This is a genomic window from Actinoplanes sp. NPDC048988, from assembly GCF_043197815.1.
Lineage (GTDB): Bacteria > Actinomycetota > Actinomycetes > Mycobacteriales > Micromonosporaceae > Actinoplanes.
On sequence record NZ_JBICTW010000028.1, the window covers coordinates 60,229 to 86,589 of the forward strand.

7 protein-coding genes are annotated in these 26,361 nt (G+C 69.6%); 6 read left to right on the top strand and 1 reads right to left on the bottom strand.

Annotated features, from left to right (window positions below):
- Positions 1-184: 184 nt before the first annotated feature.
- Positions 185-895: a hypothetical protein gene (locus tag ACGFJ7_RS45280; RefSeq protein WP_392648535.1), complete on the bottom strand. Its 711-nt coding sequence runs from the start codon at positions 893-895 to the stop codon at positions 185-187.
- A 97-nt stretch (positions 896-992) separates the two neighbouring features.
- On the opposite strand from ACGFJ7_RS45280, the gene ACGFJ7_RS45285 reads away from it, so the two are divergent.
- From ACGFJ7_RS45285 to ACGFJ7_RS45310, 6 genes are read left to right on the top strand one after another with little or no spacing between them, the layout of a single operon-like run.
- Complete coding sequence (locus ACGFJ7_RS45285; protein WP_360261129.1) at positions 993-1,316, top strand: hypothetical protein; 324 nt, start codon at positions 993-995, stop codon at positions 1,314-1,316.
- Positions 1,313-1,756, top strand: coding sequence for a hypothetical protein (locus ACGFJ7_RS45290; RefSeq protein ID WP_360261126.1), 444 nt, complete (start codon positions 1,313-1,315; stop codon positions 1,754-1,756). Before ACGFJ7_RS45285 ends, ACGFJ7_RS45290 begins: the two co-directional genes overlap by 4 nt.
- A 38-nt stretch (positions 1,757-1,794) precedes the next feature.
- A complete protein-coding gene (locus tag ACGFJ7_RS45295; RefSeq protein WP_392648538.1) occupies positions 1,795-7,221 on the top strand; it encodes a hypothetical protein in 5,427 nt (1,808 codons plus the stop codon).
- Positions 7,218-9,839, top strand: coding sequence for a right-handed parallel beta-helix repeat-containing protein (locus ACGFJ7_RS45300; RefSeq protein ID WP_392648541.1), 2,622 nt, complete (start codon positions 7,218-7,220; stop codon positions 9,837-9,839). The genes ACGFJ7_RS45295 and ACGFJ7_RS45300 overlap by 4 nt, the downstream gene beginning before the upstream one ends.
- Positions 9,836-13,858: a type VII secretion protein EccCa gene (eccCa, locus tag ACGFJ7_RS45305; protein ID WP_392648544.1), complete on the top strand. Its 4,023-nt coding sequence runs from the start codon at positions 9,836-9,838 to the stop codon at positions 13,856-13,858. The genes ACGFJ7_RS45300 and eccCa overlap by 4 nt, the downstream gene beginning before the upstream one ends.
- Positions 13,855-26,361 carry a hypothetical protein gene (locus ACGFJ7_RS45310; RefSeq protein WP_392648547.1) on the top strand — a complete coding sequence of 4,169 codons (12,507 nt, stop codon included), beginning with the start codon at positions 13,855-13,857 and terminating at the stop codon, positions 26,359-26,361. The genes eccCa and ACGFJ7_RS45310 overlap by 4 nt, the downstream gene beginning before the upstream one ends.

The following is a 26,361-nucleotide window of genomic DNA, read 5'->3' on the forward strand; positions in this document are numbered from 1 at the left end:
ACCGGCGCAGACTCGGCTCCAAGGGCGGCCGGCCGCACGAGTTCGATCCCGAGTTCTACCAGCAGCGCCACGCCGTGGAATGCGGCATCAACCGACTCGAACGCTACCGAGGCGTCGCTACCAGACCGTCCTGACCATCACCGCCATCAGCGAGTGGCTCTGACCAGACTCTATGAAACGCGCCCTAGGCGTCCGGGCCCGTCTTCAGTTGGTGCGGATCGGGGGAGACGGACATCATGTCCATCTGCGCGTAACTGCTCAATGTCGCGTCCACGACCTCGATGAACATACCGCTGATCGTGATCTTGTCGGCTGCCCCGCCCAGCGCGTTCTGCTGGGCGGCAGCGATCGACTGGACGAACTTCCGAGCGGCGCCGGCCGTGTTCGACGGCAGGAACCCCGGCATGAGATCGACGTTATCGATGTTCTGATGGTTCGGCCGAGCCCGGTACCAGGAACCATCGCCGCGCCCCCAGATCGGTTCGCTCAGCACGGTCTGTGAGCGGTCCCGCAGGGCGTTGAACCGGCTCACCAGGTCGGCGGCGGCCGTCAAGATGTTCTGCTCGTAGGCGGCGAGGTCGTCGGTCGCCACCTCCAGCCGGTCGAAGTCCGGCGCCGTACCGGTGCCGGACCCGCCGCCAGGATTCTGGAACGCGCCGTCGCTGTCGGCGTCGGCGCCGCTCGACCCGCCGCTCGACCCGCCGCCCGATCCGGCTGTGTTCTTCGGCGGCGGCTGCGGAGTGTGCGGCGCTGTCCAGTTCATCTGCAGCCGTTTCGACGGAACCGTCGGCTGGTCGCCACCCTCACCGTCGCCGCCACCACCGTCCTTCGGATTCGGCAGCCGCTGATCGTCGTACTTGGACCATGTAGCTGGCATCCCCCCATGATGTGCCACTCCCCGGTACTCCCCGAGGCCCTGTTCGTGGGACCCAGAACAGTGACATGAGGGAGCGCCGGCGCCGTCCCTATCGTGGTCGGTTGGAGGTGTGCAGGTGCCCGAGGAAATGAGTTCGACGAAGTTCCGCGTTGCGATGGACGAGTTCGCCGCGGCTATCGGAGTCGTAGAGACTCAAAGCCGGATCGTCCACGAAAGTCTCGCCGGGATCTCCCGTGACTTCCGGTCGGTGAGCACTCTCTGGCAATCACCGGCCGCGATGACGTTCGAGCCGCTGCGAACCGAGTACCAGCGCAGCGCCGACGATCTCGACGACGTGCTCGCCGGGATCCTGCACCGCATGCGGATCACCTACCAGAACTACCTCGACGCTGAACGCAAGGCCGTGCAGAACCTGACCGCGCAGGGAGGAAACGCGTGACCACGCCGGTCGGCGAGACCTACATGGGCGATGGGCAGGGTCACGTGGCCATGTCCATCGGCGAGCTGCACATGTTGGCCAAGCACACGGTCATGGACAAGGTGGACGAGATGCTGGACGCTCTCGACGCCATCGGGAAGGCGCTGGAAGGCCTTCAGATCAGCTGGGCCGGCGAAGCGAAGAACGAGGCGCAGCAGCTGATCGACCGCTGGACTCAGGTGTCCACCGCCCTGTTCGGCACCAAAGAGAACCCGGAGATCGGCGTCCTGTCCCGGATCGCCGGAGGCGTCCGGACCGCGGCCTTCACCTACAACAAGACCGAGACCACCGTTCAGGAGTCCTGGCAGAAGCTGCGCGGGGATCTGCAGACCATCCTCGACGGCGGCACCCCCACTGGAGAAGGCAGCTCAAAGAACACGGCGCCCATCTCCCAGGTGTGAACCGCCCCTGATCCGCCCTTCGAGAGGGAACAATCGGTATGGCCATCCTCGGTGCCGATGACGAGCACTCCGGTCCGACGCCGTCCGCCGGCGGGGGAGGCAATACCCCGCCCCCGTCGGCCGCCGGCTACCCCAGTGCAGACCCCGACCACCCCACCGACGGCCTGCCGCCGGACTTCGACGCCATCTACGCGTACGCCGCCCAGTTCATCGAACTCGGTGATCTGGTCTACGAGTACGCCCACAACGTGCTGCGCACCGGGTTGGAAAACGTGGTCTGGGAGGGCGACCAGGCTTCGGCCGCCCACGAGGCGCTGGAGGCGCTCACCCCACTGACCGGCCTGCTGGCCAGCAGCAGCCAGGACGCCACCGTGCCGAGCGCCGCCCGCCTGCTGTGGAACATCGGCGAGACCATCAACTGGTTCGCCATCAACCTCGAAGAGATGCGGGCTGAGGAACATAAGCGCGAGGTCGCGGGCCTCATCGGCCTGTTCCTCGGCCTGTTGTTCATGGGCCTGATGACCGCTCTCTCGATCCTGCCCGCCACCGCGGTGGCGATGGCCCGGCTCATGAGCGCCCTGGGCGACATAATCGCGAGCGCCCTCGAGTCGCTCTGGGCCGGCGTGCGGTGGCTCGGCACCCTCGGCCGCGCCTTCGGCGACGCCGCCACCGGCGCCTTGTTCGGCCTCGCCCCGCAACTGGCGAGCACGGCGATCAGCCACGCAGCGGTCGGGCTGAAGATCCAATTCACCGAGCGGGACATCATCTTCGGAGCGGTGACCAGCGCCGCGGGCGGTGTCCTTTTCGGCAACGTGGTGCGCCGGGGAGCCGCCGCCGGGGCAGCGCAGAGAGCCGCGACGAAGGCCGTCGGCGACGGGCTCGGGATCGGCAATCTGCCCAAGGCCGGCCCCCTGGGCCTGCCCACCGCAATGAGGCAGACGAATGTCGACGGTGCGGGTGGTATCTCGACCATGCGGCCCAACTCCTTCGGCGGCCCGGACCTACTGAAGCTCCCCGCTACCGGTGATGACGCGCCGGTGTCGGTGGGTGTGAACGATGCTCGGGGTGTTGGCGGGCGGGTGTCGGTGGAGGGTGCTGCGCCGGACGTGCCGGTGTCGGTGGGTGTGAACGATGCTCGGGGTGTTGGCGGGCGGGTGTCGGTGGAGGGCGCTGCGCCCGACGCGCCGGTGCCGGTGGGCGGCTCGCAGGATGTGGTGTCGCCGCGACCGGTGGAGGCGCGGGCTTCGATGGCGGAGGGAGGACCTTCGACAGGGCTGGTCGGTGCCCGTCCGGTGGAGGGTGTGCCTGCGCCGTCGCGGGCGGGGGATTCGCCGCAGGTGGTAGGTGGTGACGCCGGAGTCGTCGGCGGCCGGGTTTCCGGGCTGGATGCGCCGGTACCGGTGAACCGGGCCGGGGATCTGGCTGCGCCGTCGCGGCCGGTGGAGGCGCGAGCGTCGAATGGTGCACCGCCGGCCGTGGCGGCCGACGCCGCGCCTTCGGCGAGGACCGTCGGTGGTCGTCCGGCTGAGGGGACGCCCCCGCCGGCGCGAGCGGTGGACTCGCCGCAGGTGCTGGACGGCGACGCCGCAGGCCACGGCGGCAAGGTCTCTGGGCCGGATGCTCCGGTTCCGGTCAACGGGATTCAAGACCCGGCGCCGTTGTCCAGGCCGGTGGAGGCGCGAGCGTCGAATGGTGCACCGCCGGCCGTGGCGGCCGACGCCGCGCTTTCGGCCAGGGCCGACGCCGCGCTTTCGGCCAGGGCCGACGCCGCGCTTTCGGCCAAGGCCGACGCCGCGCTTTCGGCCAGGGCCGACGTCGCGCCTTCGGCCAAGGCCGTCGGTGGTCGTCCGGCTGAGGGGACGCCCACGCCGGCGCGGGCGGTCGAGCCGTCGCCAGCGGGGCGCGACGTCGCCCCCACCTCTGGCCCGAAGGGTACGGAGAAGCCGTCCACCTCCGTTTTCGACCGCTTTCTCACCCCGGCCGAGCGGGACGCGACAAACGCGGCCCGCCAGCAGAGAGACGCCCGGCACGCGGATCGCGCCGCCACCATCAAGGATCTCCGCGACGGGAACAGCCCGCTGCCGCCGGACGAAGTGGCTCGCTGGCAGCAGGGCCTGAAGAAGTACGAAGGCTGGAAGTATCACGAGAAGGAGTTCATCGCGCACTACAGCCGTCGGCTCGATGACTTCCGAACCGACTTCCGAACACCGTACGTCGACATGAGTGCGCCGTCCTGGACGCCCGACGATGTGGTGCTCCCCGGAAAGCAACCGTCGGCGGGCATGTCGCATGGCGACGAGACGGCCGTTCCCAAGCCTTCGGCAGAACCGATCGGGGCCACCGACCATGCGCCGGCTTCCGAGTCGGTAGTCAAGTCTCGTCCCAGCGCTGGTGACGGGCCGGTGGGTGAGTTCCGTCCGGATTCTGTGAAGAGTAGTGGCGACGCTGGTGTGGTGTTGAGTCCGAAGGATCGGGCGAATGGGGGGAGGCTGCCGGCGGAGAAGTGGGATGAGTTCTGGTGGCGTGGGCAGGACCAGAATAATAATTCGCTTGTGGAGTCGCCGGGTCATCAGCGGCGGGTGATTCTTGATGAGGCCGGTATTGATTACGGCTGGTACGACCATGATTTGAATCCTCCGCGGAAGGATTCCGGGCCGGGTTCGGGGGAAGAACTCTCCAGGGAAGAGTTCACGAAGTGGTTCCGGAGTGATTTCGCCGATAAGTCAGAGTGGCTTTCGAGGTATCCGGGGCCGAAGCCGTCGTCTGCGGAGGAGGCCCCGCCGGCGCGTCCCGCGGACGCGGACGCCGCCCCTCCTCGCGACTGGGTCTGGGAAGCTCGGATCAGTGCGCGTCTTGCCCGGCTCGGGGGCGGTAAGCCCGACGAGGGCATCGACGGTGCGGGGGAGACCCCTCAGGCGGCGCGTTCAGAGGGCGAGACGATCGCGGCGTATACAGATGACGAGGCAGTCGCGGTGTACGCCGACAAGCTAGGCGATCGCGCCATGACATTGTTCGAGACCCGGCGGGCCGCTTTGGGCGGCGAGGGATATCCGCGGGCCGAGTCGATCAATCGGGCGGAGGCTCATGCGCGGCACGACAGGATCAGCGAGCAGCTGGAACTCGCGGAGCTCGAGCACACTCTGGGCCGGCCGCACGCCTCGCTCGACGAGCGGCCGGGAGGGGCGAACGCCGAAGCCTCGGGGCCGTCATACGTGGAGAGGGTCTTTGTTGAATTCCGGCACCTGAGAGAGCAGATGTCCGCGGAGAACAGGCTCGCCAGTCAGGTACCCGCCAAGTCGGCGCCCGTTCGTTACAACATCAAAGACAGCGATCGGGCCCTCGTCCAAGTGCGCAATGACGCCAAAAAGGCGGGCATCGGCGCGGAAGACATCGCCATGATGGAGACGGAGTTCCGGATGGCCCGCGCCGCGGGCCGCCCGCAGGACGAGGCCAGAGTCATCGTGGCGATGCGTGACGAGGTCGACAAGGCTCGGATATCGCAGCGGCTCGACCAATTCCGCCAGCAGTACGACGCCGGTCATCAGCGTGCCGCCGAGCTCGGCATGGACCGGATCACCTGGCTGCGCCACGCCAAGGCGATCGAATTCGCGGCGGCGAGCGGCCGCTTCGACGAACTGCACGTCAACCTCACCAAGTTCGAGCGGCAGCTCGGCTCCAAGGCATCATCGAGTCTCGAGATCGACGCGCTTCAGGCCCGGCTCGACCGCTTGCGCCTGGGCCATCGGCCGGGCAAGGCCGCCGACGGCGCGCCGACCGATGGGGCGTCGGCGTCGAGGCGGGCGGTGGCGCGTCCGGTACCGGCCGATGGGCCGCCGGTCAAGGCGCCGGAGCGTACGGCTGATCCGCGTCCCACCCAGAAGCCGCTGTTGGACGAGAAACTGATTCTCGAGCGGCTGCGCGCGTTGAACACCGACGACTCGGCCCTCGACGCAGTCCCGAAGCGCAGGTTGTTCGAACTGGACAGGGCGGCGAACCGAATCGCCGCGGCTAAAGATCCAGAAGAGGCTCACAAGCTGGTCGCCGAATACAACAAAAGGCTGGCCGAACTGCGACTCACTGGCCTGGAAAAACAATTGCACAGTGGTGACAGCCCGTTGCCCGCTCCCGCAGCCGAGGCCTGGAAGGCGCGTCTGGAAAAGTTCAGCATCGGCCGGAACGGATCCCGATCTGAATTGCTCGCAGCCTATGAAAGGGACATTCAGCAGTACCGGACGGAGACTCAGAGGGCCGTTTCGCAGAGCGTGTTCCCGCCGGACCGGTCGACGCCTTTGACCAGACGCATGGACGCCGCCCTCAACCGGCTTTCGCCGTCCATACGGGCCGAGAACGCGGAAAACAATCTGGGCCGGGTCGAAAGACTGGGCGAGCGCGGCACACAGCGCGTTCGCGACGAGTCCGACGGGCCGGAGGAGGGAACGCCGCCGGCCGATGACAGCGGGGCCAGGCCACCGGCCGGCTCGACCCGAGAGTTGAGTTACGACGATTTCCCCCGGGTTCCGGCCGAGGCGCCCCGAGAGCAGGCCGTGCCGCCGAAGGACGAGGTCACGCCTTCCAAGGGCGAGGTCACGCCTTCCAAGGGCGAGGTCACGCCTTCCAAGGGCGAGGTCACGCCTTCCAAGGGCGAGGTCACGCCGCCCAAGCACGAGGTCACGCCTTCCAAGGGCGAGGTCACGCCGCCCAAGCACGAGGTCATGCCGCCCAAGCACGAGGTTGCCCCGCCGGAATCCGTGGCCGTGACGTCCAAGGGTGAAATTGCCATGTCTGAAGGCACGCTCGCGCCGTCCAGGGAAGGAATTGCCCCGCTCAAGGACGAAGTCCCACCGCTGAAGGGGGAGACCGGGGTGGAAGGGAACGCGATCGTACCGCCGAGGGCGGAGGAGAAGCCGGGGCGGACCGACGACAGCGGCCACCCGAGAGGCGGGGAAGCCGTGACGGTCGGGGAGCCGAGTCAGCTGCAACCGGACGTGCAACGGATCTCCGATCTGACGGCTGACGTGCTGCGCGAACGCAAGCCGGAGGCGACGCAGCCGCTGCTCAAGGATGTCTTCGAGCGGCGTTTCCCGACCGGGGTGCGTCTGCATGGCGCCCCGGCCGGCGCGGTCGGCGGGAGAACCGGAACGGACTGGCTGTTCGCCGATCCGAAGCCGACGGCTGCGGGCTGGCAGTCGACTGCCAGTTGGGAGCAGGTCGTGACCTCTGTCAACGATGCCGGCACGAGCGGGCTGACGTTGTTCCTGCCTCAGACCGGAGTGGACCAGGCGACGTTCGTGCACAACGGCCGGGACGGGATCGCCCGGGTCGTCGAAGCCGATCTGACTGGTTCCCCTCGCGTCACCGAGCTCGTCGACTACCAACAGAGTCACGCCGCGCCGGAGGCGGTCGCCGTGATCGACCGGTGTGCCGAGGTGCATGTCCCGTATGACCAAGAACCAAGACCCTCATGATGAGGGTTCAGCGGGTCGCCCCCCGGGCCTGGGGGGCACACCGCCGCATCGGTGCGGCCGTCCGCGCCGCCGAGCCGGGCACGGTGACGACGCCGGTGGTCGCCGTCCAGCCGGGCGTGTACACCGAACGGCTGCTCGTCGACCGTCCGGTCGAGCTGGTGGCGGCGGGCGCCCCCGGCGACGTACGGGTGATCGGCACCGAAGGCGCGGCCTTGACCATCTCGGCGGCCACCGGCAGCGTGCGGGGACTACGGGTCGAGGCGTCCGCCGACGCGGTGGCAGTGCTGATCGAGCGGGGCTCGGTAGTCCTGGAGGACTGTGAGATCCGTGGCGACCTGCGCATCGTGGGCGATGCCGCGCCGACGCTGCGCAGGTGCCGGGTCTCCGGGGGCAGCGTCCTCGTCGAGGACGGCAGCCGGGCCGTGCTGGAGGACTGCGTGGTGACCGACGCCCCACGGGTCGCGTTGCTCGTGCGTGGCGACGCGGCGCCCACGGTCACCCGGCTGCGGATCGACGGGACGGGCCGGGAAGCGGTCGTTTTCGCCGACGCCGCCCGTGGGCTCATGGTGGAGGGGGAGATCAGCCGTGCCACCGGCACCGCGGTGACCGTGATGGGCGCCGCGACGCCGGTTTTCCGCCAGCTGGCTGTCCGCGAACCCGGCGGCGACGGCTTCCGTGTCGACACCCGGCCGCAGGACGCCGGGGAGCGCGAGGAGACGTCTCTGCGAAGCGGCGGCGGCGTCGTCATCGAGGACTGCCAGGTCCTGCGTCCCACCGGCGGCGGCGTTGTCGTCTCCGGCCGGGCCGCGGTGCTGCTGCGGCAGACGACCCTGACCGAGGCGGTGGTCGGGATCCTGGCCACTGGCGAAGCCGACGTCCGGGTGGAGGACTGCACCATCCGCCGGGCGGCGCAGTCGGCCGTGGTTCTCCGGGACTCGGCTGTCGTGGTGGCCGACGGGCTGGTCGTCGCGCATAGTGGCGACCACGGTGTGCTGGCCGGCGATCAAGCGACGGCCCGGGTCACCGGCGGAGACGTCGGTGACACCGGCCGGACAGCCGTGCACGCGGCCGGGAACGCCGATGTCACCCTCACCGGGACCGTGTTGCACGACGCCGGCGAGTTCGGCCTGCGCGTAGTGGAACAGGCGACGGCCGTCGCGGACGGCACCCGGATCAGCCGGGTCGCCGCGGCCGGCATCGCCGTCGAGGACCGGGGAGACCTCACCGCCACCGGTGTGCACATCTCCGAGGCCATGGCCGGCGCCGTGCTCGGCAGCCGGCGCCGCGTATTGCTGCGCGATTGCGAGATCACCGCGATGTCGCGGGTCGGTGTGCTGGTCGACGCCGACACGGCGGCGGTGCTGCACGGCTGCTCAGTGCGTGACGCGGTCGCGGCGGGCCTGCATCTCGGCGAGCGCTCCTCGGCGTACGTCATAGGTTGTTCGGTGCAGGACACCGGGGGGATCGGCATCGTCGTCACGGCCGGCGCGGCCCCGTCCGTGCACGCGACGAACGTACGCGGATCCAAGAAGAACGGTCTGGCCGTGCACGACGGTGGGCACGGCGAGTTCACCGACTGCCGGATCGGTGAGGCCGGCTATCCCGCCGTCTACGTCGGCGCCGGCGCCGACCCCGCTTTCCGGCGTCTGCACGTGCACGATACGGCCCGCGGCGTCGCGCTCGACCCGGCCGCCGCCGCCAGCTGGAGCGACTGCACCTCGGAACAAGTAGCCGCCGACGACCTGCCGCACCGGTCGGAGCCGCAGCGGACCGGCGCCGGCGGCACAACGCCGGCCTCGACCGGACCGGAAGCCCTGGAAACGGTCCTCGCCGAGCTCAACGGTCTCGTCGGCCTGCACAGCGTCAAAGAGGACGTGGAGCGCCTGGTCGACGTGATGCGTATGGTCCGGCAGCGCCGGGAGGCCGGCCTGGCGGCACCTCCGCTGGGCCGCCACCTGCTCTTCGCGGGCAACCCCGGCACCGGCAAGACCACGGTGGCCCGGCTGTACGGCCGGCTCCTCGCCGCGCTGGGTGTGCTGGAGTCCGGGCATCTGGTCGAGGCGGACCGTTCGACACTGGTCGGCGAGTACGTGGGGCACACCGCGCCGCGTACTCAGGCGGTCTTTCGCCGGGCTATCGGCGGGGTGTTGTTCATCGACGAGGCCTATGCGCTCGTCCCCGAGGGGCAGGGCACCGACTTCGGCCAGGAGGCGATCGTCACTCTGGTCAAGCTGATGGAGGATCACCGCGACGAGGTGGTGGTCATCATGGCCGGCTACTCCGCCGACATGGAGAGGCTGACCTCCTCCAACCCGGGTCTCGCCTCCCGTTTCACGCGCACCTTGTGGTTCGAGGACTACACCCCGTCCGAGCTTGTCGGCATCGTCAGCGGCCAGGCGGCCGAGCATGAGTATCAACTGGGACCCGGGGTCGAGGACGGCCTGACCGCTCTCTTCGATCACCTGCGAACCCGGCCTCGCTTCGGCAACGGCCGCGCCGCCCGGCAAATCTTCCAGGGAATGACCGAGCGGCAGGCCCAGCGGGTCGCGGCCGTGGACAAGCCGGGCACGAACGACCTGATGACGTTACTGATCGACGATCTGCCGGAGACACGATGAGCCGCACCGCCTTTCACCGCCCCGCCCGGGCCGCTCTCCCGGAGGCGCCGGGTGACCGGATCGGGGTGCCCGTCCCGCCGCCTCATCAGCGGGGCAGCAACAACAACATGTGGCTTACGCTGATGCTGCCGCTGTTCTCCACGGTGGCGATGGCGGGATACCTGATCTCCTATCAGCGGCCGCTGCTGATCGTGCTGGGTATCGGCTTCGTGGTGCTCTCGGTGCTGTCCACAGTGGCCATTCGCTGGCAGATGTCGCATACGCAGAACTCCACCGCGCGGCGGCAGCACGAACGTTTCCTCGACGTTCTCGACGGGGTCCGGGCCGAGGCCCGCGAGGTCGCGGCGGCGACCCGGCGGGCGGCCGTGACCCGGCATCCCGGGCCGGTGCGGCTGCTGCCGCTGGCCGCCGGCCGCCGGCGTACCTGGGAACGGCGCCCGTCCGACCCGGACTTCCTGCGGATCAGGGTGGGCGTGGGGCGAGGCGAGCCGGGCGGCGGGATCACGCTGGCCGGCCGGGTCGACCCGATGGCCGACAACGACCAGTCGCTGGTCGACGAGGCGGAGGCTCTCGTCGCCGCACACCGGACGGTCGGCGAGCAGCCGGCCCTGCTCGACCTCGGAAAAAGCGGAGTGGTCAGTCTCGTCGGCGCGCCCGGGGACACCCGCGCGCTGGCCCGCTCCCTGCTCTGCCAGGTGGCCGTGCTGCACGCCCCGGACGATGTGCTCATCTCCGTCGTCACCGGCGGCAGCGACGAATGGGACTGGGCCACCTGGCTGCCGCACACGTTCGAGCCCGGCGCCGCCTCCGAGGCCGGCGTGACCTCGCTGGTGGCCGAGGATTTCGAGCGCCTGGCCGACTTCGTGGAACGACAGCGCGACCGGGCCCGCGACGAGCAGCGGAACCGGGCCTCCGGGTTCGGCGGCACCCCCACGGCGGCCCGGCGGCTGATCGTGGTGCTCGACGGTTACGACCCGGACGCCGCCTGGGCGCGCTCGCCGGTGCTGGACTCGCTGTGGAGCGAGGCCGGACCGGAACTCGGCATCCTCCTGGTGGTGCTCAGCGAACGTCGCGCCGTGGAGCCGACGCGGGTGGACGTCCGCGCCGCTGTCGAATCCGGTGGCGCCCTGGAACTGAGCGGGCAGACCGATCGTTACACCACGGTCGAGGACGCCCGGGCCGACCTGATCGCACCGGCCCTGGCCGAGGCCATCGCCCGCCGGTTGACGCCGCTGCGGCTCACGGTCGACCGGGAGCCCGTGCTGTCGCGCATCACGACGCTGCCGGAGATGCTCGGCGTGCCCGACGTGGGCCGGCTGGACCCACGCAAGGGTCGGGCCGAGCCCGGCGACGACGACATGTTGCGGGTGCCGATCGGCGTGGACGGCCAGGACCAGCCGGTGCTGCTGGACCTCAAGGAGTCGGCGCAGCGGGGCATGGGCCCGCACGGCCTGGTGGTCGGCGCGACCGGCTCGGGCAAGAGCGAGCTTCTGCGTACGCTCGTGGCCGGGCTGGCCGCCAAGCACAGCCCCGAGTTGCTGAGCTTCGTGCTGATCGACTTCAAGGGTGGTGCGACGTTCGCCGGCGTAACGGAACTCCCGCACGTCTCCGGCCTGATCACCAACCTGGCCGACGACCTGGCCATGGTCGACCGGGTGCGGGCCGCGCTCGAGGGTGAGCAGCAGCGCCGCCAGCAACTGCTGCGCGACGCCGGCAACCTCGACTCGGTCCGCGACTACCAGATCCGCCAGGCGGCCGGCGGTACCGACCTGGAGGGGCGGCCGCTGCCGCCGCTGCCCTATCTGCTGATCATCGTGGATGAGTTCGGCGAGCTGCTGTCCGGGCGGCCCGACTTCATCGATCTGTTCGTGCAGATCGGCCGCGTCGGCCGCTCGCTGGGAATGCACCTGCTGCTGGCGACCCAGCGGCTGGAGGAGAGCCGGCTCCGCGGTCTCCAGTCGCACCTGTCGTACCGGCTGTGCCTGCGGACCTTCTCGGCCGCCGAGAGCCGGGCGGTGATCGGCACACCCGACGCGTACCACCTCCCGCCGGTGCCGGGGTCGGCTTTCCTGAAGGTGGGCGAGACCGAGTACCGGCGGTTCCGGGTGGCGCACGTGTCCGGGATCTACACGCCGGCGGACAGTGAGGCGAAGGAGCAGCCCGACGCGGTGACGCTGGTTCCACTGACTACGCGGCCGGAGGCGGTCACCGCGCCGGTCGCCGCGCCCGACACCGCCCGGACGATCGACCTCGACGCACGGACCGAGCTGGCCGTCGTCGTCGACCGGCTCAGCGGCTACGACCAGCCTGTGCACCAGGTGTGGCTGCCGCCGCTGCCGCCGGCCGTGGCCCTCGACGACCTGCTCGGCCCGATCGGCGAGTCGGCCGAACGGGGACTCAACGCCGAGCTGTGGCCGGCCGTGGGCGGCCTGCAAGTGCCGGTGGCCGTGGCCGACCTGCCGCTCAACCAGCGGCAGGAACCGATGATCCTGGACCTGGGCGGCAAGGCCGGCCACGTGGCCGTCGTGGGCGCGCCGCAGTCGGGTAAGAGCACCCTCCTGCGGACACTCATGTTGTCGATCATGCTGACCGCCACACCGGACGAGGCCCAGCTCGCGGTCATCGACTACGGCGGTGGCACACTGCTGCCGTTCGCCGACGCCCCGCACGTCACCGGCGTCGCCTCGCGCCTGGAGGCCGCCCGGGTCCGCCGGGTGCTGGCCGAGGCTGGGCGGTTGATGCACGAGCGCGAACAGCTGTTCCGCGTCGAGCAGATCGGCTCGGTCACCGAGTTTCGCCAGCGCCGGGAGGAGGGGACGCTGCCGCCCGGCACGCGGGCGGCCGACCTGTTCCTGATCATCGACAACTGGCCCGCCCTGCGCGCCGAGTCCGATGACTACGACGCCCAGGTCGTCGAGCTGGCCTCCCGCGGGCTCGGCGTCGGCGTCCACGTGATCCTGACCGCCAACCGGTGGGTAGAGGTGCGGTCCAACCTGCGCGACAGCATCGGCGGCCGGCTCGAGCTGCGGCTCAACGATCCGTACGAGTCCGAGGTCGGGCGAGTCCTGTCCCGGCAGCTGACCGGTGCGCCGGCCGGGCGTGGTGTGGTCGCTCCGGGCGCGTTCTTCCAGGTGGCGGTGCCCCGCCTCCGCGACGACGCCGACCTGCTGGCCGGCCTGTCCGAGGCGCAGGCCAAGCTGCTGGCCCGGATCGCGATGAGCTGGCGCGGCGAACCGGCTCCCCGCCTGCGGATGCTGCCCGACCGGATCCTGGCTCGCGACCTGGCCACCCTCGACGCCCGGGCGATCGCCCTGGACGAGGCGGACATGGCCCCGGTCGTGGTCGACCTGACCGCTGACGAACCGCACTTCGCCATCGTCGGCGACAGCCGATCGGGCAAGACCCACGCCCTGCGTACGTGGATGCGGGCGACCGCCGTCGCGGTCGGTGACGACCAGGCGCGTTTCATGATCGTCGACTACCGTCGCGGGCTGCTCGACGTCGTGCCCGAGGGCCACATCGGCGCCTACGCCGGCGACGAGGAGGCCGCCGCCGTCTATGCCAAGGCGCTGGCCGAGACGCTCGACGGCCGCCGCCCACCCTCCGACATCTCGGCCCGCGAGCTGCGCGAACGCTCCTGGTGGGCCGGACCGGATCTGTACCTGGTGGTGGACGACCTGGACATGCTGCCGGCCGGACCGGCGTCGCCGCTGGCGCCGTTGGCGCCGTACCTGTCCCGGGCCCGGGAAGTCGGCTTCCACGTGGTCGCGGCCCACCGGACGGCGGGTGCCGTCCGGGCCCTGTCCGGCGGCCTGCTCGGCCGGATGTCCGAGGCCGGCGCGGACGCGCTGGTGCTCTCCGGCGACCCGAGAGAGGGCGTGCTGTTCGGTGGTGTTCGCGCCGAGCCGCAGCCGCCCGGGCGGGGCACGCTGATCCGCCGTGGACGGCCACCGGTGCTGATCCAGATGGCCATCACACCCGATGAAGAGCTTGTGGACGACCGAGGGAGACGACAGTGAGCCCGATCGCAGCGCCCAACTTCGGCAGCGGTCCGACCTCGGCCCCGGCGGGCCCCGGCGGCGACTCCCTCCCGCCCGGCATGGCTCAACGGCTGCGGGACTGTCACGAAGCCCTCACCAGGTTGCTGGGCCTGACCCCGGGCCAGTCGATCAGCGACGTCACCGCACCCTGGGCCGGCGACCGGCACACCGTCGGCGTCCTGGCCCGTGTGGACGAGCCCGTGGCCGCCCTGGCCGGTCGCATCCTGGCCGATCCGGCCTTGCAGAGCGTCGACGACCAGGTCGACTCGATCACCCTGCTCACCAGCACCGGGATCGGCGCCGACCTGGAGCGGCAGTTGCGCTCCAGGGGCCGGCACCTGCGGGTGTACGAGGCGTCCACCTCCTTGCGCACTGACGACGGCTTCGTCATCGAGCAGGGTGGCCACTGGAGGATCCATGGCGGGCTGACCAGCGCGCAGGCGTTCGCCGTGACTCATGAACTGATTCGCGCTCAGCAGAGCGGATTCACGTACGCGCCGGCGCCGGCCCGGCTGCCCGGCTCCCCGGTGCCGCTCGACGACCGGGCCGGCACGCTGGCCCTGCTCGGCACGGCGCTCACGGCGGTGTCGACCGGAGCGAACGAGATCCTCGATCTGACCGCGGCCGAGCAGTCGCTGACGGGCTCCGCCCAGCCGGATGTGCTCTGGGATGCCCTGGCCCGGTTGCTGCGGGGCCGGCTGGGCGCGGTGACAACGGTTGCCGACGTGCGCCGCGACCCGGAAACCGGTGAATGGCGCCCGGTCCGCCTGCCACTCCAGGTCCGCCGGATGTTCACCGCCACCGGACATCATGAACACGTCGGAGACCTCGGCCAGCGGTCGGTGGACTTCAACCGGCCGGGCCGGCTGCTCTCCGGCGCCGCCGTCGAACGTCCGGCCGCGCCGGACGAGATGGCCACCTGGCTGGCCGAGTCGGCAGTGGATCGCGTGGCCGAGGGCAAGCCGCTCCCGAGTGCGCAGCTCGACGGCGGCACTGCCGAACTGCAGGGTGAGGTCATCCGCGGGCTCCGGGCACTTGGGGTGGAGGAACGGGCCGCTCGCGCGTGGGCCGACCTGATCGTGAACGGGGTCCGGGACGAGGCGCTGCCCGCCCAGATCACCGTCAGCGATAGCGCGTTCATCGAGGAGGTGCCGGACGCCGACACGGCCGCCGCGTCCACGATCGGGGCGCCGCTCGGTGGTGGCGTCCACCAGATCCTGCGTCAGGTGCTCGCCGATGATCCGGCGCCGCTGCACGTCGCGGATGAGGTGGCGGCGCACTATCTGGAGGACAAGAGCGGCTTTCCGGTGACCACGGAGGCCGTCGCGGAGGTGGCCGCGGCCTCCTTGCCGGTGGCGGCACTCGTCGAGGTCATCGCTCTGGGCCACCTCGCTCTGCAGGCCGCTCTCGAACCGGGCCGGACCCTGCCGGTCGCCGCCCGGCAACCCCTCCCGGTCCTGGCCATGGCGCTCGACCCCGAGCTGCGCAACTTCCTGGACACGCACGACGAGGACGTCCGTGAGGCTTTCGCCCGGAGCCTTCCCCGGGGCGGCGACGTGCCGCTGTGGGACACGCCGATCGGCGATGCGACACTCGGTGACCTTCTGTCCGAGCTGCTGCACCCCGAGAGCGCGGTGGAATCCCGGCCGGCCTCCGGCGCACTCGTGACGGCGCAGGGGAGCGCGGCCGGGTCGAAGGACATTCCGTGGCACCTTCCCCGCATCGACCTGGTCCTGGCCGGCGACCCGCTTACGGTGTCCGAGCTGGACGGAATCACGGGCGGCGCCGTCGACGCCGCGTCCCTGCTGACCGCGCTGCATGTCGACCCCGAGACGGCGAACCTGGCCGCCGACCTGGTGAGCGAGGCCGGCCGGTCGATGGCACTCGGCCACCTGCGCGGCGTGGTGGAGGACGCCCGCCTGCGGCATCCGCAGCTCGATGCCCCCGCCCACGCGGTGCTGAGTGGGGTATACCGGCAGGACGTGGCCTCGTGGCTGGCACCGGCGCTCGCCGCCCTGGAGCCGTGGAACGGCCGGGCCGCCGACAGCGCCCAGCGCGTCGGCGAGATCCTCAGCATGGCCCGCCTGGTGCTGCCTCGCACCGACTGGACCGCTCCGGCACTGGCCACGGCGTTGCGGGGCGAGTGGCGCGAGTGGTCCCCGGAGAGCCTGTGGGACCTGCCCGCCGGCACGGTGACTCCGCTCTGGGTGCAGCGTGACGGCGATCCCGAGCACTTGTTGATCGCTCAGCGCACCGACGCCGGACTGACCCTGATCGAGACCCTGACCCCGGCCGGAGCCCAGATCCTCCAGGTGGCCGACGCCGCGGGCGCCGGAGCTGTCCTGCGCGGACCGGCCCGCCTCGTGGTCAACGGGGCCGGCGAAATCGTCGTGCCAACCGATGACGGTCGACTCGACGGTGTGCTCGTGCGCCCGCCGGCGAATCCGGCCCGAACCGCTCTGCCCGCGGCGAACTTCGGGGGAGGAACGGCCGCCGGCGCCGGCCGGTTGCCCGGCGCGGTGCTCGGCGTCCCCGGAGTCAGCCGCTTCGACGCCGGATCGGATCTGGCCGTCGTCGCCGTCGATGAGCGGACGGCCACCATCGGCCAGGTCAGCCAGTACTTGTCCGCTCAGAGTGTGCGGCCGGGTCTTGTTGTGCTGCACGGCACAGGTACGGCACCCGCCGCGGGCGGCTATCGGCGGTTGGCTCAGGACTTCGGACTGCACCTGCTGGAGCCCGAGCAGTCGATCTTCGACGAGCCGCTCACCGTCGTGCAGGCGGCCGATCACCTCATTTCACCGACCGGCTGGCGATTCGCGGATCCGGACGGCAACACCTGGTCGGACAACCGGGCCGCGCTCTCGACCGGCGACCTGATCGGCGCCCGCGACGGCGCCCGCCGCCCGGCCCCGCTCCCCGAATCCGACGCCCTTTTCGTCGCTGAGATCAACCGCCGGATGGGTGACAGCCGGCCGATGCCGACCGCCCGCATCCTCGACACCCGTGACCGGCTCGACCGGGCGGTGCCGGGCGACGCCCCCACTCAGCTCGAGGAGCGGGTGACGAACACCCTGCTCGGGCGGAGCGCCCACCTTCCCGGGGGTGTATCCGGCACCAACCCTCCGGGGGGTAGTTTCCGCGACAGGCTGCGGAGATTCGGCCGGAGGAACAACCCCCCGGCCCAGCCGGAAGCCGGACCGTCATCGGCTGGGCGGGCGACAGGGCCGGAAGCCGGACCGTCATCGGCTCGGCCGGCGACGGACGATAGATCGGCTGCGCAGCTTCTAGCGGCGCGAGTGGCGACCCGTGCTCCTCAGGGGGTGGCGGCTGGACCGCTGCCGCCCGACCCACGCGACAACAAACAGCGCCTAAGGAAGGCCGACGAGGAAGGGATAGCCTTCCTGCCGCATGCCGACAAGTCTGTCGAGAACGATTCGATCCTCATCGAAGCCGGGACAAAGATCCCGGAATACGCCGTACCCGTCACCGGCGTCATCTTCAGCGGCGGCGGCGGCGATCCGGCCATCCTGAATCGGGGCCGTCCTCTAACTGCCGAGCGCTTGGCGATCCAAACGGTCATCCGGAATGCCGGCAGGGTGGTGGGCGAGCGCCCGGTGCTGCTACTTCGGCTGTTCGACGATCAGCGGCCGGACTCGGCAGCTGGCCGGCAGGGAGCCGAGACATTTGCCAGGCGGCTACAGACGCAGCTCAACGATGCGGTGATACGCAGCGGCGGCAGCACCGGACTGCATGCCATCGTGCTCGAATTCCATGATCGAAATGCCGGCACCACGGTGTGGCAGACCGTCGATCCGCTGACCCACTCGATGCATGAATATGCCTCGAGGGAGGATGCTGTGGGGGCGGCCCGCACCGTGCCGCGACCCGCTCTCGACCCGTTCGAAGAGCTGGGAGCACGCCTCCGCGGGTACGCCGGTCGGCCGGTGCTGACGACGGCCGAGGTGGCGACCCTGGCGCTCCGCAACGCCGACGCCTACTCGCCGGAATACCAAGAGCGGGAAAACCCTCGCGCCCTCCCGGGATCTTCCGGCCGGGAGAACGTGGATTACCTCCACCCGGAGAACGTGTTGCGGGTGCCGGTCCGGCCTGGAGCTTCCGGCGGCGAGATGATGGACACTGCCACACGCTGGCTGAGCACTCAGCGCGTGCGGGCGGTGGTGTCGTCCAACGCTGTCGGCCCGACCGAGGCGGTGCGTGTCGGACGCGGTCTCGAGGCCTATCTTGTTCGCCTGCCGGCCGTCGGCGAGCAACCGGCGACCGTGGCCTCGATCGTTCGGCCGAACGCCGGCATGGACGGCTCGCACCGGGTCTGGGTCAACCGTCATCAACCGGTGGACGGAGATGTCCGCCTCACCGCTGTCGCCCTGAGCGATGATGCGAACTGGGACGTGCTGGACACGTTGCCCGTCGACGTCGTTGAGCGGCTGATCATCGAACCAGGCCAGATCTTCAATGGCCGCGCGCAGAACAGCGTGGCCACGATCGAGGTCGACGATGGCTTGATCCCCGTCGAGGAGTACATCCGACGGCTGCCCTCGACCGACCCAGAGCCGATCATCGTCCTCCAGCGACAAGTCGGCAATGAAGACCAGGGGTTCCTCAGGGCCCTGTCGCTCGTTGCGTTCGTGATCGTCCACGCGAGACGCCAGGGGGAGACGGTGTGGCTGAGCTATCACCGCGGCCGGACCAGGCTGCTCGAGCCCCCGGTCGGCGTATCCCCTCTGGCTCATGCGCTGGAGCCTTGGATCAATGGCGAAGCGGTCACGTTGGCGACGGCCGTGAGTGACCTCGTGCAGGGGAGGGTCGAGCGACCCGACGCCACGGCCGCGCTCGTGATCCGGCGGGCGATGGCAGTTGCCGTACCGGACGAGGTGCCGGTCCACGAGGTGTACCTACCCCTGCCGGCCGACGTCCAAGTCGAAGGTCCTGTCTTCCGGCTGCTGGAGTATTTCCCGGCCGGGCTGGCCCCGGTGAGCACCACACCAGCCCCGCAGCAAGTCCGGGTCTTCGTACCCGCCGCCTATGTCGAGCACGTTCGCCAGGACGGCATCAGTCAACTGGTTGTAGACTTGTCCGCCCTGGCCGCGGCCGGTGCCCGGGTGGACGGCCGGACGCAGGTGGTGGTTCCGTCCCGGGGCGCCGAGTTCGTGCGCGACTATCTCGCCGCCAACCGCCAGTACGTCGACGAGTCGCCCGAGCGGCAGATCGAGCGCCTCTTCGCGGTACTCGGCGGCGTCTCACCGGAGCGGGCCGGGGGCCAGCCACCGCTGCCCCCTCTGACCGGCTGGGCGACCACCGCCCAGTTCCGTTCCGCCTCCATACAGACTCTGGAGTTGCTCGACGCGAGCGCGGTCACCCCTGTCCGGGTCATCGGGGCCGAAGAACAGCCTGGACGGGTGCTGGTAGCCGTCGGAACCGGGGACCCGCGACAACCCGTCCTCATCGATCCGGCCGGCGGAACGGTCGACGTGGCCGCTCTGGACCAAGGCCCGTTCGAGTTGCTTCTGGACGGCCAAGGGCGTTTGGCCCAGATCGACATCGGTTCGCCCAACCGGTTCGAGCCGACACTTCGGTCTCCCGTGGAGGCGGCGTGGCGGGCCGACATGATGTCCCATCCCTCCTATGCCGCTGTTCGAGAGTCCGGCCTCGTAGCCGGTGGCAACCGGTCCCGAATCCGGTCGGGGCGGGCACCCGTCAGCGGTCGATCGGACATCGACGAGGTTGCCCAACCGGCTGCGACTGACCGGTTGACCCGGGCGTTGGGCGCTCCCGTGCTCGCGGGTGAGCAGGTGACCAGCGCTCAGCACGTCGGTGAAGCCCTCAGCATGGCTCGCGTGTTGAGGCCCCGAACGGACTGGACTGCTCCGCAACTGGCCACGGAATTGCGCGGTGAATGGCGCGAGTCGTCCCTCGCCGGGCTGTGGGAACTGCCGACCGACGCTGTGGTTCCGCTCTGGGTCCAACGTGACGGTGACCCCGAACATGTGATGTTCGTGCGGCGTACCGAGGCCGGGCTCGAGCTGATCGACGTGGCCGCACCGGCGGACGCCCGGAGAGTCCAGGTGGCCGACGCGGACGCTGCCCGGGCGGAGCTGCGTGGCCGGATTCGCGTCGTGGTCAACGACGCCGACCAGATCCTGGCGCCGGCGTCCGACGGCCGGATCGGCGCACTGATCACTCGGCCGGCCCCGGACAGGCAGCAGATCGATCAGTCTGCCCCGGCGAGATCGGCCATCGAGCGCAGCCTGTTGCCCGACAGTACCGGCCCCGGTCTTCAGGCCGGCTCGCAGCGGGTCGTCATCACCGTCGACCGGGGAGCGGTATCCGTACCCCAACTGGAGGAACACCTCTCGGCCCTGCGTGACCCGCGCGGCTTCGTGGTGCTGCACGGCTCCTCCCAGGCAGAGAACCGACATTACGAAGTTCCGCTCCGCGCTCGCGGACTGCACGCGCTGGAACCGGCGCCGGGTCCGCTCACCGTCGAGCGGGTGGAAGGGCACCTCATCTCGCCGACCGGCTGGGTGTTCACGGACCCGGCCGGCACTCGTTGGTCGGACAACCGCGCCGCGCTGTCGCCCGGCGACCTGGTTGCCGCCTACGACGGTTTGCGGCCGCCGGCCCCCCTGTCGGAGGGCGACGCCGCATTCGTCGTTGAAGTGAACCGGCGGCTGGGCGACGGCGACACGCGGCCCGCTGCTCACATCCTCGAGGTCAGACGCGCGCTGGACGAACGAGTACCGGGCGACAGCCTCAGCCAACTGGAAGCGCGGGTCACGGCGGAGTTGCAGAACCGTGGAGCCCAGCTCCTGGGTGGCAGTCCGGCGACGCGGTTGGGGGGGATGCGGCCGATGGGTCCGCGCCGCGCGGGCGAAGCCTCGTCGTCGCGTCCCAGTGCCTCCTCTGACGCACCGGCCCAGGCCGTCCCGGCGGTCCCGTCCGTCCCGGCGGTCCCGTCCGTCCCGGCCCCGCCCGCGGAAGCCGTGCCTGAGCAGTCGTCCGCAGCGGCGGCCGTTTCTGCCGCACCGGTTCCGACGGTGCCCAGGGAAGCAGCGCCTGCCGCGCAGGCCTCCCCTTCGGCGGGTTCCACGACCGAAGCCGTGCCGGTCCCGGAGGCACCGGCACGGAACGCTGCTGTGCGGCCGTCCGCTTCGGCGGTGTCCGGGTCGGCGCCCTTCGGCGCCTCGACCTCCCTGCCCAGGGCACGTGTGAGCGGGGAGGCATCTGCCGGCCCGCGTCGGCCGCCCCGCGCGTCCTCATCCGCTGCAGAAACGTCCGCTGCGCCAGTCCCGGCAGCGCCCACGGAAAGCGTCCCTGTCCCGCCAGTCGTGCCGCCGTCACGGGGCATCCCCGCGCCGGGCCTCCGGTCGACGCCCAACTTCGGTCCCCGCACGCCTCACGCGTCGTCGTCGGCCGTGCAGGCCTCCGCCTCGGCCAGGGCCTTCTCCCCGCCGGTCCCGGAGGCGTCAACGAGTGGAGCATCGGGACAGGAGTCCGTCCCGATGCCCGCCGCGCCGCCTTCCGGCGCCGACAGCGTGCGGATCACCATCGCCTTGTCCAGCCTGCACATGCTGCTCGATCAACCGTGGTGGCGGCAGGAAGGAGGCGGCCGGGAGAAAGGCCTCTCGAAAGAGGACGAACGAATTCAAAACATACGTGAAAGGCGGGGCGACGCAGCCCGGAGGTTCGGCGACGAAATCGCCGAACGTCTGCTCAGACAACTGGGCGACATCCCGATCAGCAGGATTTTTCGTGTCGCCGACTTCATGGATATCGAATCCGTTGCGGTCGTCCGTGGCCTCGCACAGCTGGCATTTCTCCAGGCAGCGGCGGTCTTGCACGACGACTTCACGGCACTGCCGCTACGCTCCGTGCTTCCGATCCGGCATGTCATAGCCGCCCTCGCCGGGCCGAGAACGTCGCCCGGAATCGCTCCCCTCCGCGATCAATACAGCGCGGAAGGCGCCGGCGTGTTTCTTGAAGCGGCGGGGATGAACTTCACCGGGCTCTTGACGGATGCTCTGCGAGCCCATATCGCGCGTGAGCGCGGCACGGGGATCGCTGGCTCCGATTCGAGTCTCGGCCATAATGACGTGACGAGGGCAGTCGAATCACTGAATTTGGGCATCGGTTCTTCGGACGACGTGACGTCTGGACTCTACGAACATTCACAGGGCGATGCCGCGGGGATTGAGGTCGATCTGCTGCGAGGCCGCGTGCAACCGACGCTGGCTGAGGCGTCCACGGCGAATCTGGAGAGCATCCGTCTTCAGCATGCTCCCTGGTCGGTAGGAGTGAAAGCGCGCCTCAAAAAGGTCCGTGGTCGCGAATACCTTGAGAAGCGAGGGGCGCGTATCGCGGAGCTCAAGATAACGAAGGGAAGCGAAGGAGGAGGCCGGATTCCGGCCCGGCGCAGCAACACGGCTCCCTTTGACCCGTCACAAGCTCGGCTGCAGCTGCGCCACCGGAGCGAGCGCCGGCCCGGCGCGGGTGGGCAAGCCAATACGGCGGCGCTGATCGAAATGATCGATCCAGAGGCCCTCGTTGAGATACCCGGTTACGACCGTGTCGAAGGGCAGCGGAACGGGGCACGTTCCGCAGCCGAGCCGATCGTGGTCCCTGACGGCGAGGTCCGGGTGCGAGTTCGCCACCGCGCGGGGCATGCCGAGCGAATGGAGGCCGCGCGGCTCTGGTTGGACAGAGCGAGCATCCGCGGGGTGGTCTCGCGCGCGGAGAGCGGGACCACGATGGTTCGGATGGGGCCGGGCCTGACAGCCTATGTGGTGGATGTGTCGGATCCCGGAGCCGGTGTGCGGCAACAAGTGTCGGTTGCGCTGCTTTCGCCCGACGAGCCGATTCCCTTGGGAGCCGAGGAGCTCCTCGATCGTGACATGAGGATCTGGGTCAACAGGCATCAAGCGATCGGCGGCAGGAATGGGCCGATCACGCTGACGGCAGTTCCCCTGACCTCACGACCGTTTATGGACTGGAGTTTCCTCGACCGTTTGGCGCCGAGCGTCGTCGAACGGCTCACCATTCAGCCCGGGGACATCGCCGCTCGGCCCGGTCAATCCGTCGACGAGGAGCAAGTAATAACGATTGGCGCGGAGTCGTTAACCGCCGAGGACTATGCGAGCCGCTTGCCGAACGCAGGCGCCGTCGGTGCTGAGTCACACGGCATCCGCAGTAATGTGGTTGTCCTGCTGGGCGAGCCGGTCGGCACGCTGGCGAATCAGTTCCTGACGGATTTGGCGAGAGTCGCAACCGTGATCGCCGAGGCGTACGTGGATGTGTCGCAGCCCGGACAGCGTTCCGTGCTCGGTCGACGTTGGGTCATCTATGCCGATGGGCGGTCTCCAGAGGTGCTGCCCGCCAGGCTGGGCCTGGACCATGTGCTGCAGCAAGTATTCGATGAGGAAATTTTCGCCCCGCCCATCGCTTTTGCCGCAGAGGAGTTGTTGAGCAATCGCTTACGCGATCCCGGTAGTGCCGAGGTTTTAACGATTCGTCGGCATCAGCAGGCCACCCCAGTGCCTCAATCGGCGCGGGGATATGTGCGATGGCCTAGAGAGGTTCCCTTTGACGCGCCTCTCAGGGACCTGCGGCGACACTTTCCCAGCGGCCTCATTCCTGTGTATACAAGCGGTCTTGCGGGCAGTCGTCTTATCACATTTCCTCGAATGTTCGCGACATGGCTCCCTGAGCCGTTCCGTGTGATGGCCGTTGACCTCGCCATGCTCAGCCAGGCAGGGGCTCGGATCAATGAACAAAACTCGGTGGTACTGCCTCGGCCGCCGAGCGCCATCCGCGGCATGCAGCGTCTTCGTGAAGCCTTGACAAACCCTCAAAACTGGGCGGAAGGTCTCAATCCCAGAGACCGGGCCATGGGACTTTTCGATTACCTCGCCGATATGTCGTCTGCTGATCCGCAGCGACCGGCCTGGGCTGAGAGACTTGAGGCCCGCTTCCAAGAGGCCTTGCCGGCAGATTTGAGATGGCTTGAGGCGGGCGCGATCACTCCGGTCCAGATCGGCTCCGAACTAGTGATCGCAGTCGGCGGTGAGAATCGGGACGTGCCCACGATCGTTTCGGGGACTGGCGACATCCTTTCCTCCGAGATGCTGAGACCGGATGCCATTCGTCTGCTGCTCGATTCTCGCGGTGCTCTGGCACAGCTCGATCTGAGCAGTCCCAGCACCATCCGTGGAAACGTCAGAGGCGGTGCGGACGTCGCCGTGGACGAACTGGCGCTCCCTGCACGCGTCGCCCAGCACCTCGTCGCCCACGGGCAGACGATGCCGCCTGACCTCGACGATCGCCTGACCCGGATGCTCACTACCGCCGAGTACACGCAGATGGTTTCGTCCCGGGTGGGAGACCGCGAGATCGGCAGGTTGGCGCGGGCCGTCCTCGCTCCCCCGGCGAACGAACCGGCTTACCCTGTCGGCCTGATCGATGCACTGATCGAGTTCGCCCAGGAGAATGGAAGGCGGCTTACCGGTGACGAAGTCGTCGGCCTGCTTGTTTCTCTCGGCCCGGCTGTTCTGCCGGAACGGACCGGTGAGACGTTCGTCGAGGAGGAGCTCTACGCTTTGGGCTTCGACGTCATGGAGCACGCCCGCGAGATGCAAGAACGCGATGTGTCTGAACGCGTGCGGTCGTCTCTCGCCGAACAGCAGGTCTCGGTGTCCGAACAACTCCTCCTGCATGAGGTGCGGAAAGCGCTCAGCGACCCCGCCATCACCTCAGGCGGATTGAGCGTTTCTGACAACTCGGTCGCTGAGGTCGGAAGACGGGTGGCAACCGGGCAGCGGTTGCTGGACAACGTGCGCGAAAGCGGGGAACAGGCTCGGAGGCGTCGCCGGCAAGGGGCTACCGCTGGAACGGAGCAGGAACCAACGGCCACGGCTCAAACGGCGGTGGCGGCTCGCGTCCCGGTGGCGGCCGGCGGCGAGGCCGCTCAGGAGGAGTACGAGCCGGCTGAGTATCGAACCGTGACTCTGCCGGGTCAACCTCCCATTGATGTGATCCAGGTTCACCATCCCCTCGCATCGGAAAGCCCGGAAAGGTGGTTGCGCGGTTTCACTAGTTTCCTGGAGCGCCTGCATGAAACGAGCGGTTTCTACGACGGGCGCCGTTACAACGGCTTCCTGTTGGTGGATCGGGTCGGCTTTAGCTCACGCCTGGATCGATCTTTCGAGGTGCTAAGTCTTGACCTCGGCGTGCCGTTGGTTCGGCCGCAACAGATCGGTGGAATCCCGGAATTCGCAATCGGGACCGGCAACGGATTGAGTTCCAGCAGGGGCTGGGAGGTGAGTCCGCCGAACGGGCGCTCCAGCCATCTGCCGCAGGAGCTCATGAACGACCAAAGCCTCGCGGAGCTCCACGCGCCGTCGGCGCAGCCTCCTGCCGAGGCGCCGTCGGTCAGCGTCGCCGAATGGCATTTCGGCGGCAGCCCGATCGGCTCTCAGACGGCAGAAGTTCCGGCGGTTCCCTTGACGTCGGAGGCGACCGCCCGGCGGTTCCCGTTCCTCGACCGAGTGAACCCCGATCGCGTTCGCGGCGCCGAGACCAACACCAACTGTGTCATCACTGCCATCGCCTACGTTCTGTCCGAGGACGAAGGGGCTCCGGTCGTGGCGTCCGGCTCGACCGAGCTTCCCGGCGCCCACCTGGTCAACTTCCAACGGCAGCGGCTCGGCCTGGCCGACGACAACCACCAGGTGTGGCTGACTCCGAGCATCGAGGCGCTCACCGAGGCGCTCAGCTCGGCCGGCGCCGGGGCACGAGCACTGGTCGCGGTCAGAGGTGCTGACGGCGGCGTCGACCATGTCTTCGTGGCAGCGGTCGACGCGGTCGGAGTCGGCTACCTCGACCCGCAAGCGGGCGGCCCCGCGGCCTTGCCGATCGACACGCAGGCGCTCGCCGTGCTGCCGCTCACCCCCGGCATCCGGATGCCCGAGGGCGGCCGCCTGCTCACGCCCGAGGAGGTCGCGCCGCCGCTCGTCGAACCGAGTGCGGTGGCGTCGACGCGACTGCTGCTGGACCGGGTGTCCGGCGGCACCTCGCCGCAAGACCTGCCTCAGCGGCTCGTCGATTCCCGTTTCCCGGACGGGCTGCGGGTCGTGCCGAGCGCCGACGCCGACACGACCTCGGCGGCGGACTGGGTCGGCGAGCGTGTCGCCGACCCCGCCAAGGCGGGCGTCTTCCGCCCCCGGACCTGGTCGGCCTTCCGGGAGTTGATAGCCCGGGCCGGCGAGGACGGGATGGTGCTCACCTTGCCGCAGGCGGGCCGCGAAGCGGGCGTTTTCATGATGGCGGGCAACGAGATCTGGGAGATCCGCAGGAGCCCCGACGGTGTGGCCACGGCCGAACGGTGGACGGAACCGCCGGCGCTGCCGGGCTTCGCGGAGCCGCCGCGGATGGCCATGGCGTTCAACAAGTGCGCGGACTTCCTGCTCTGA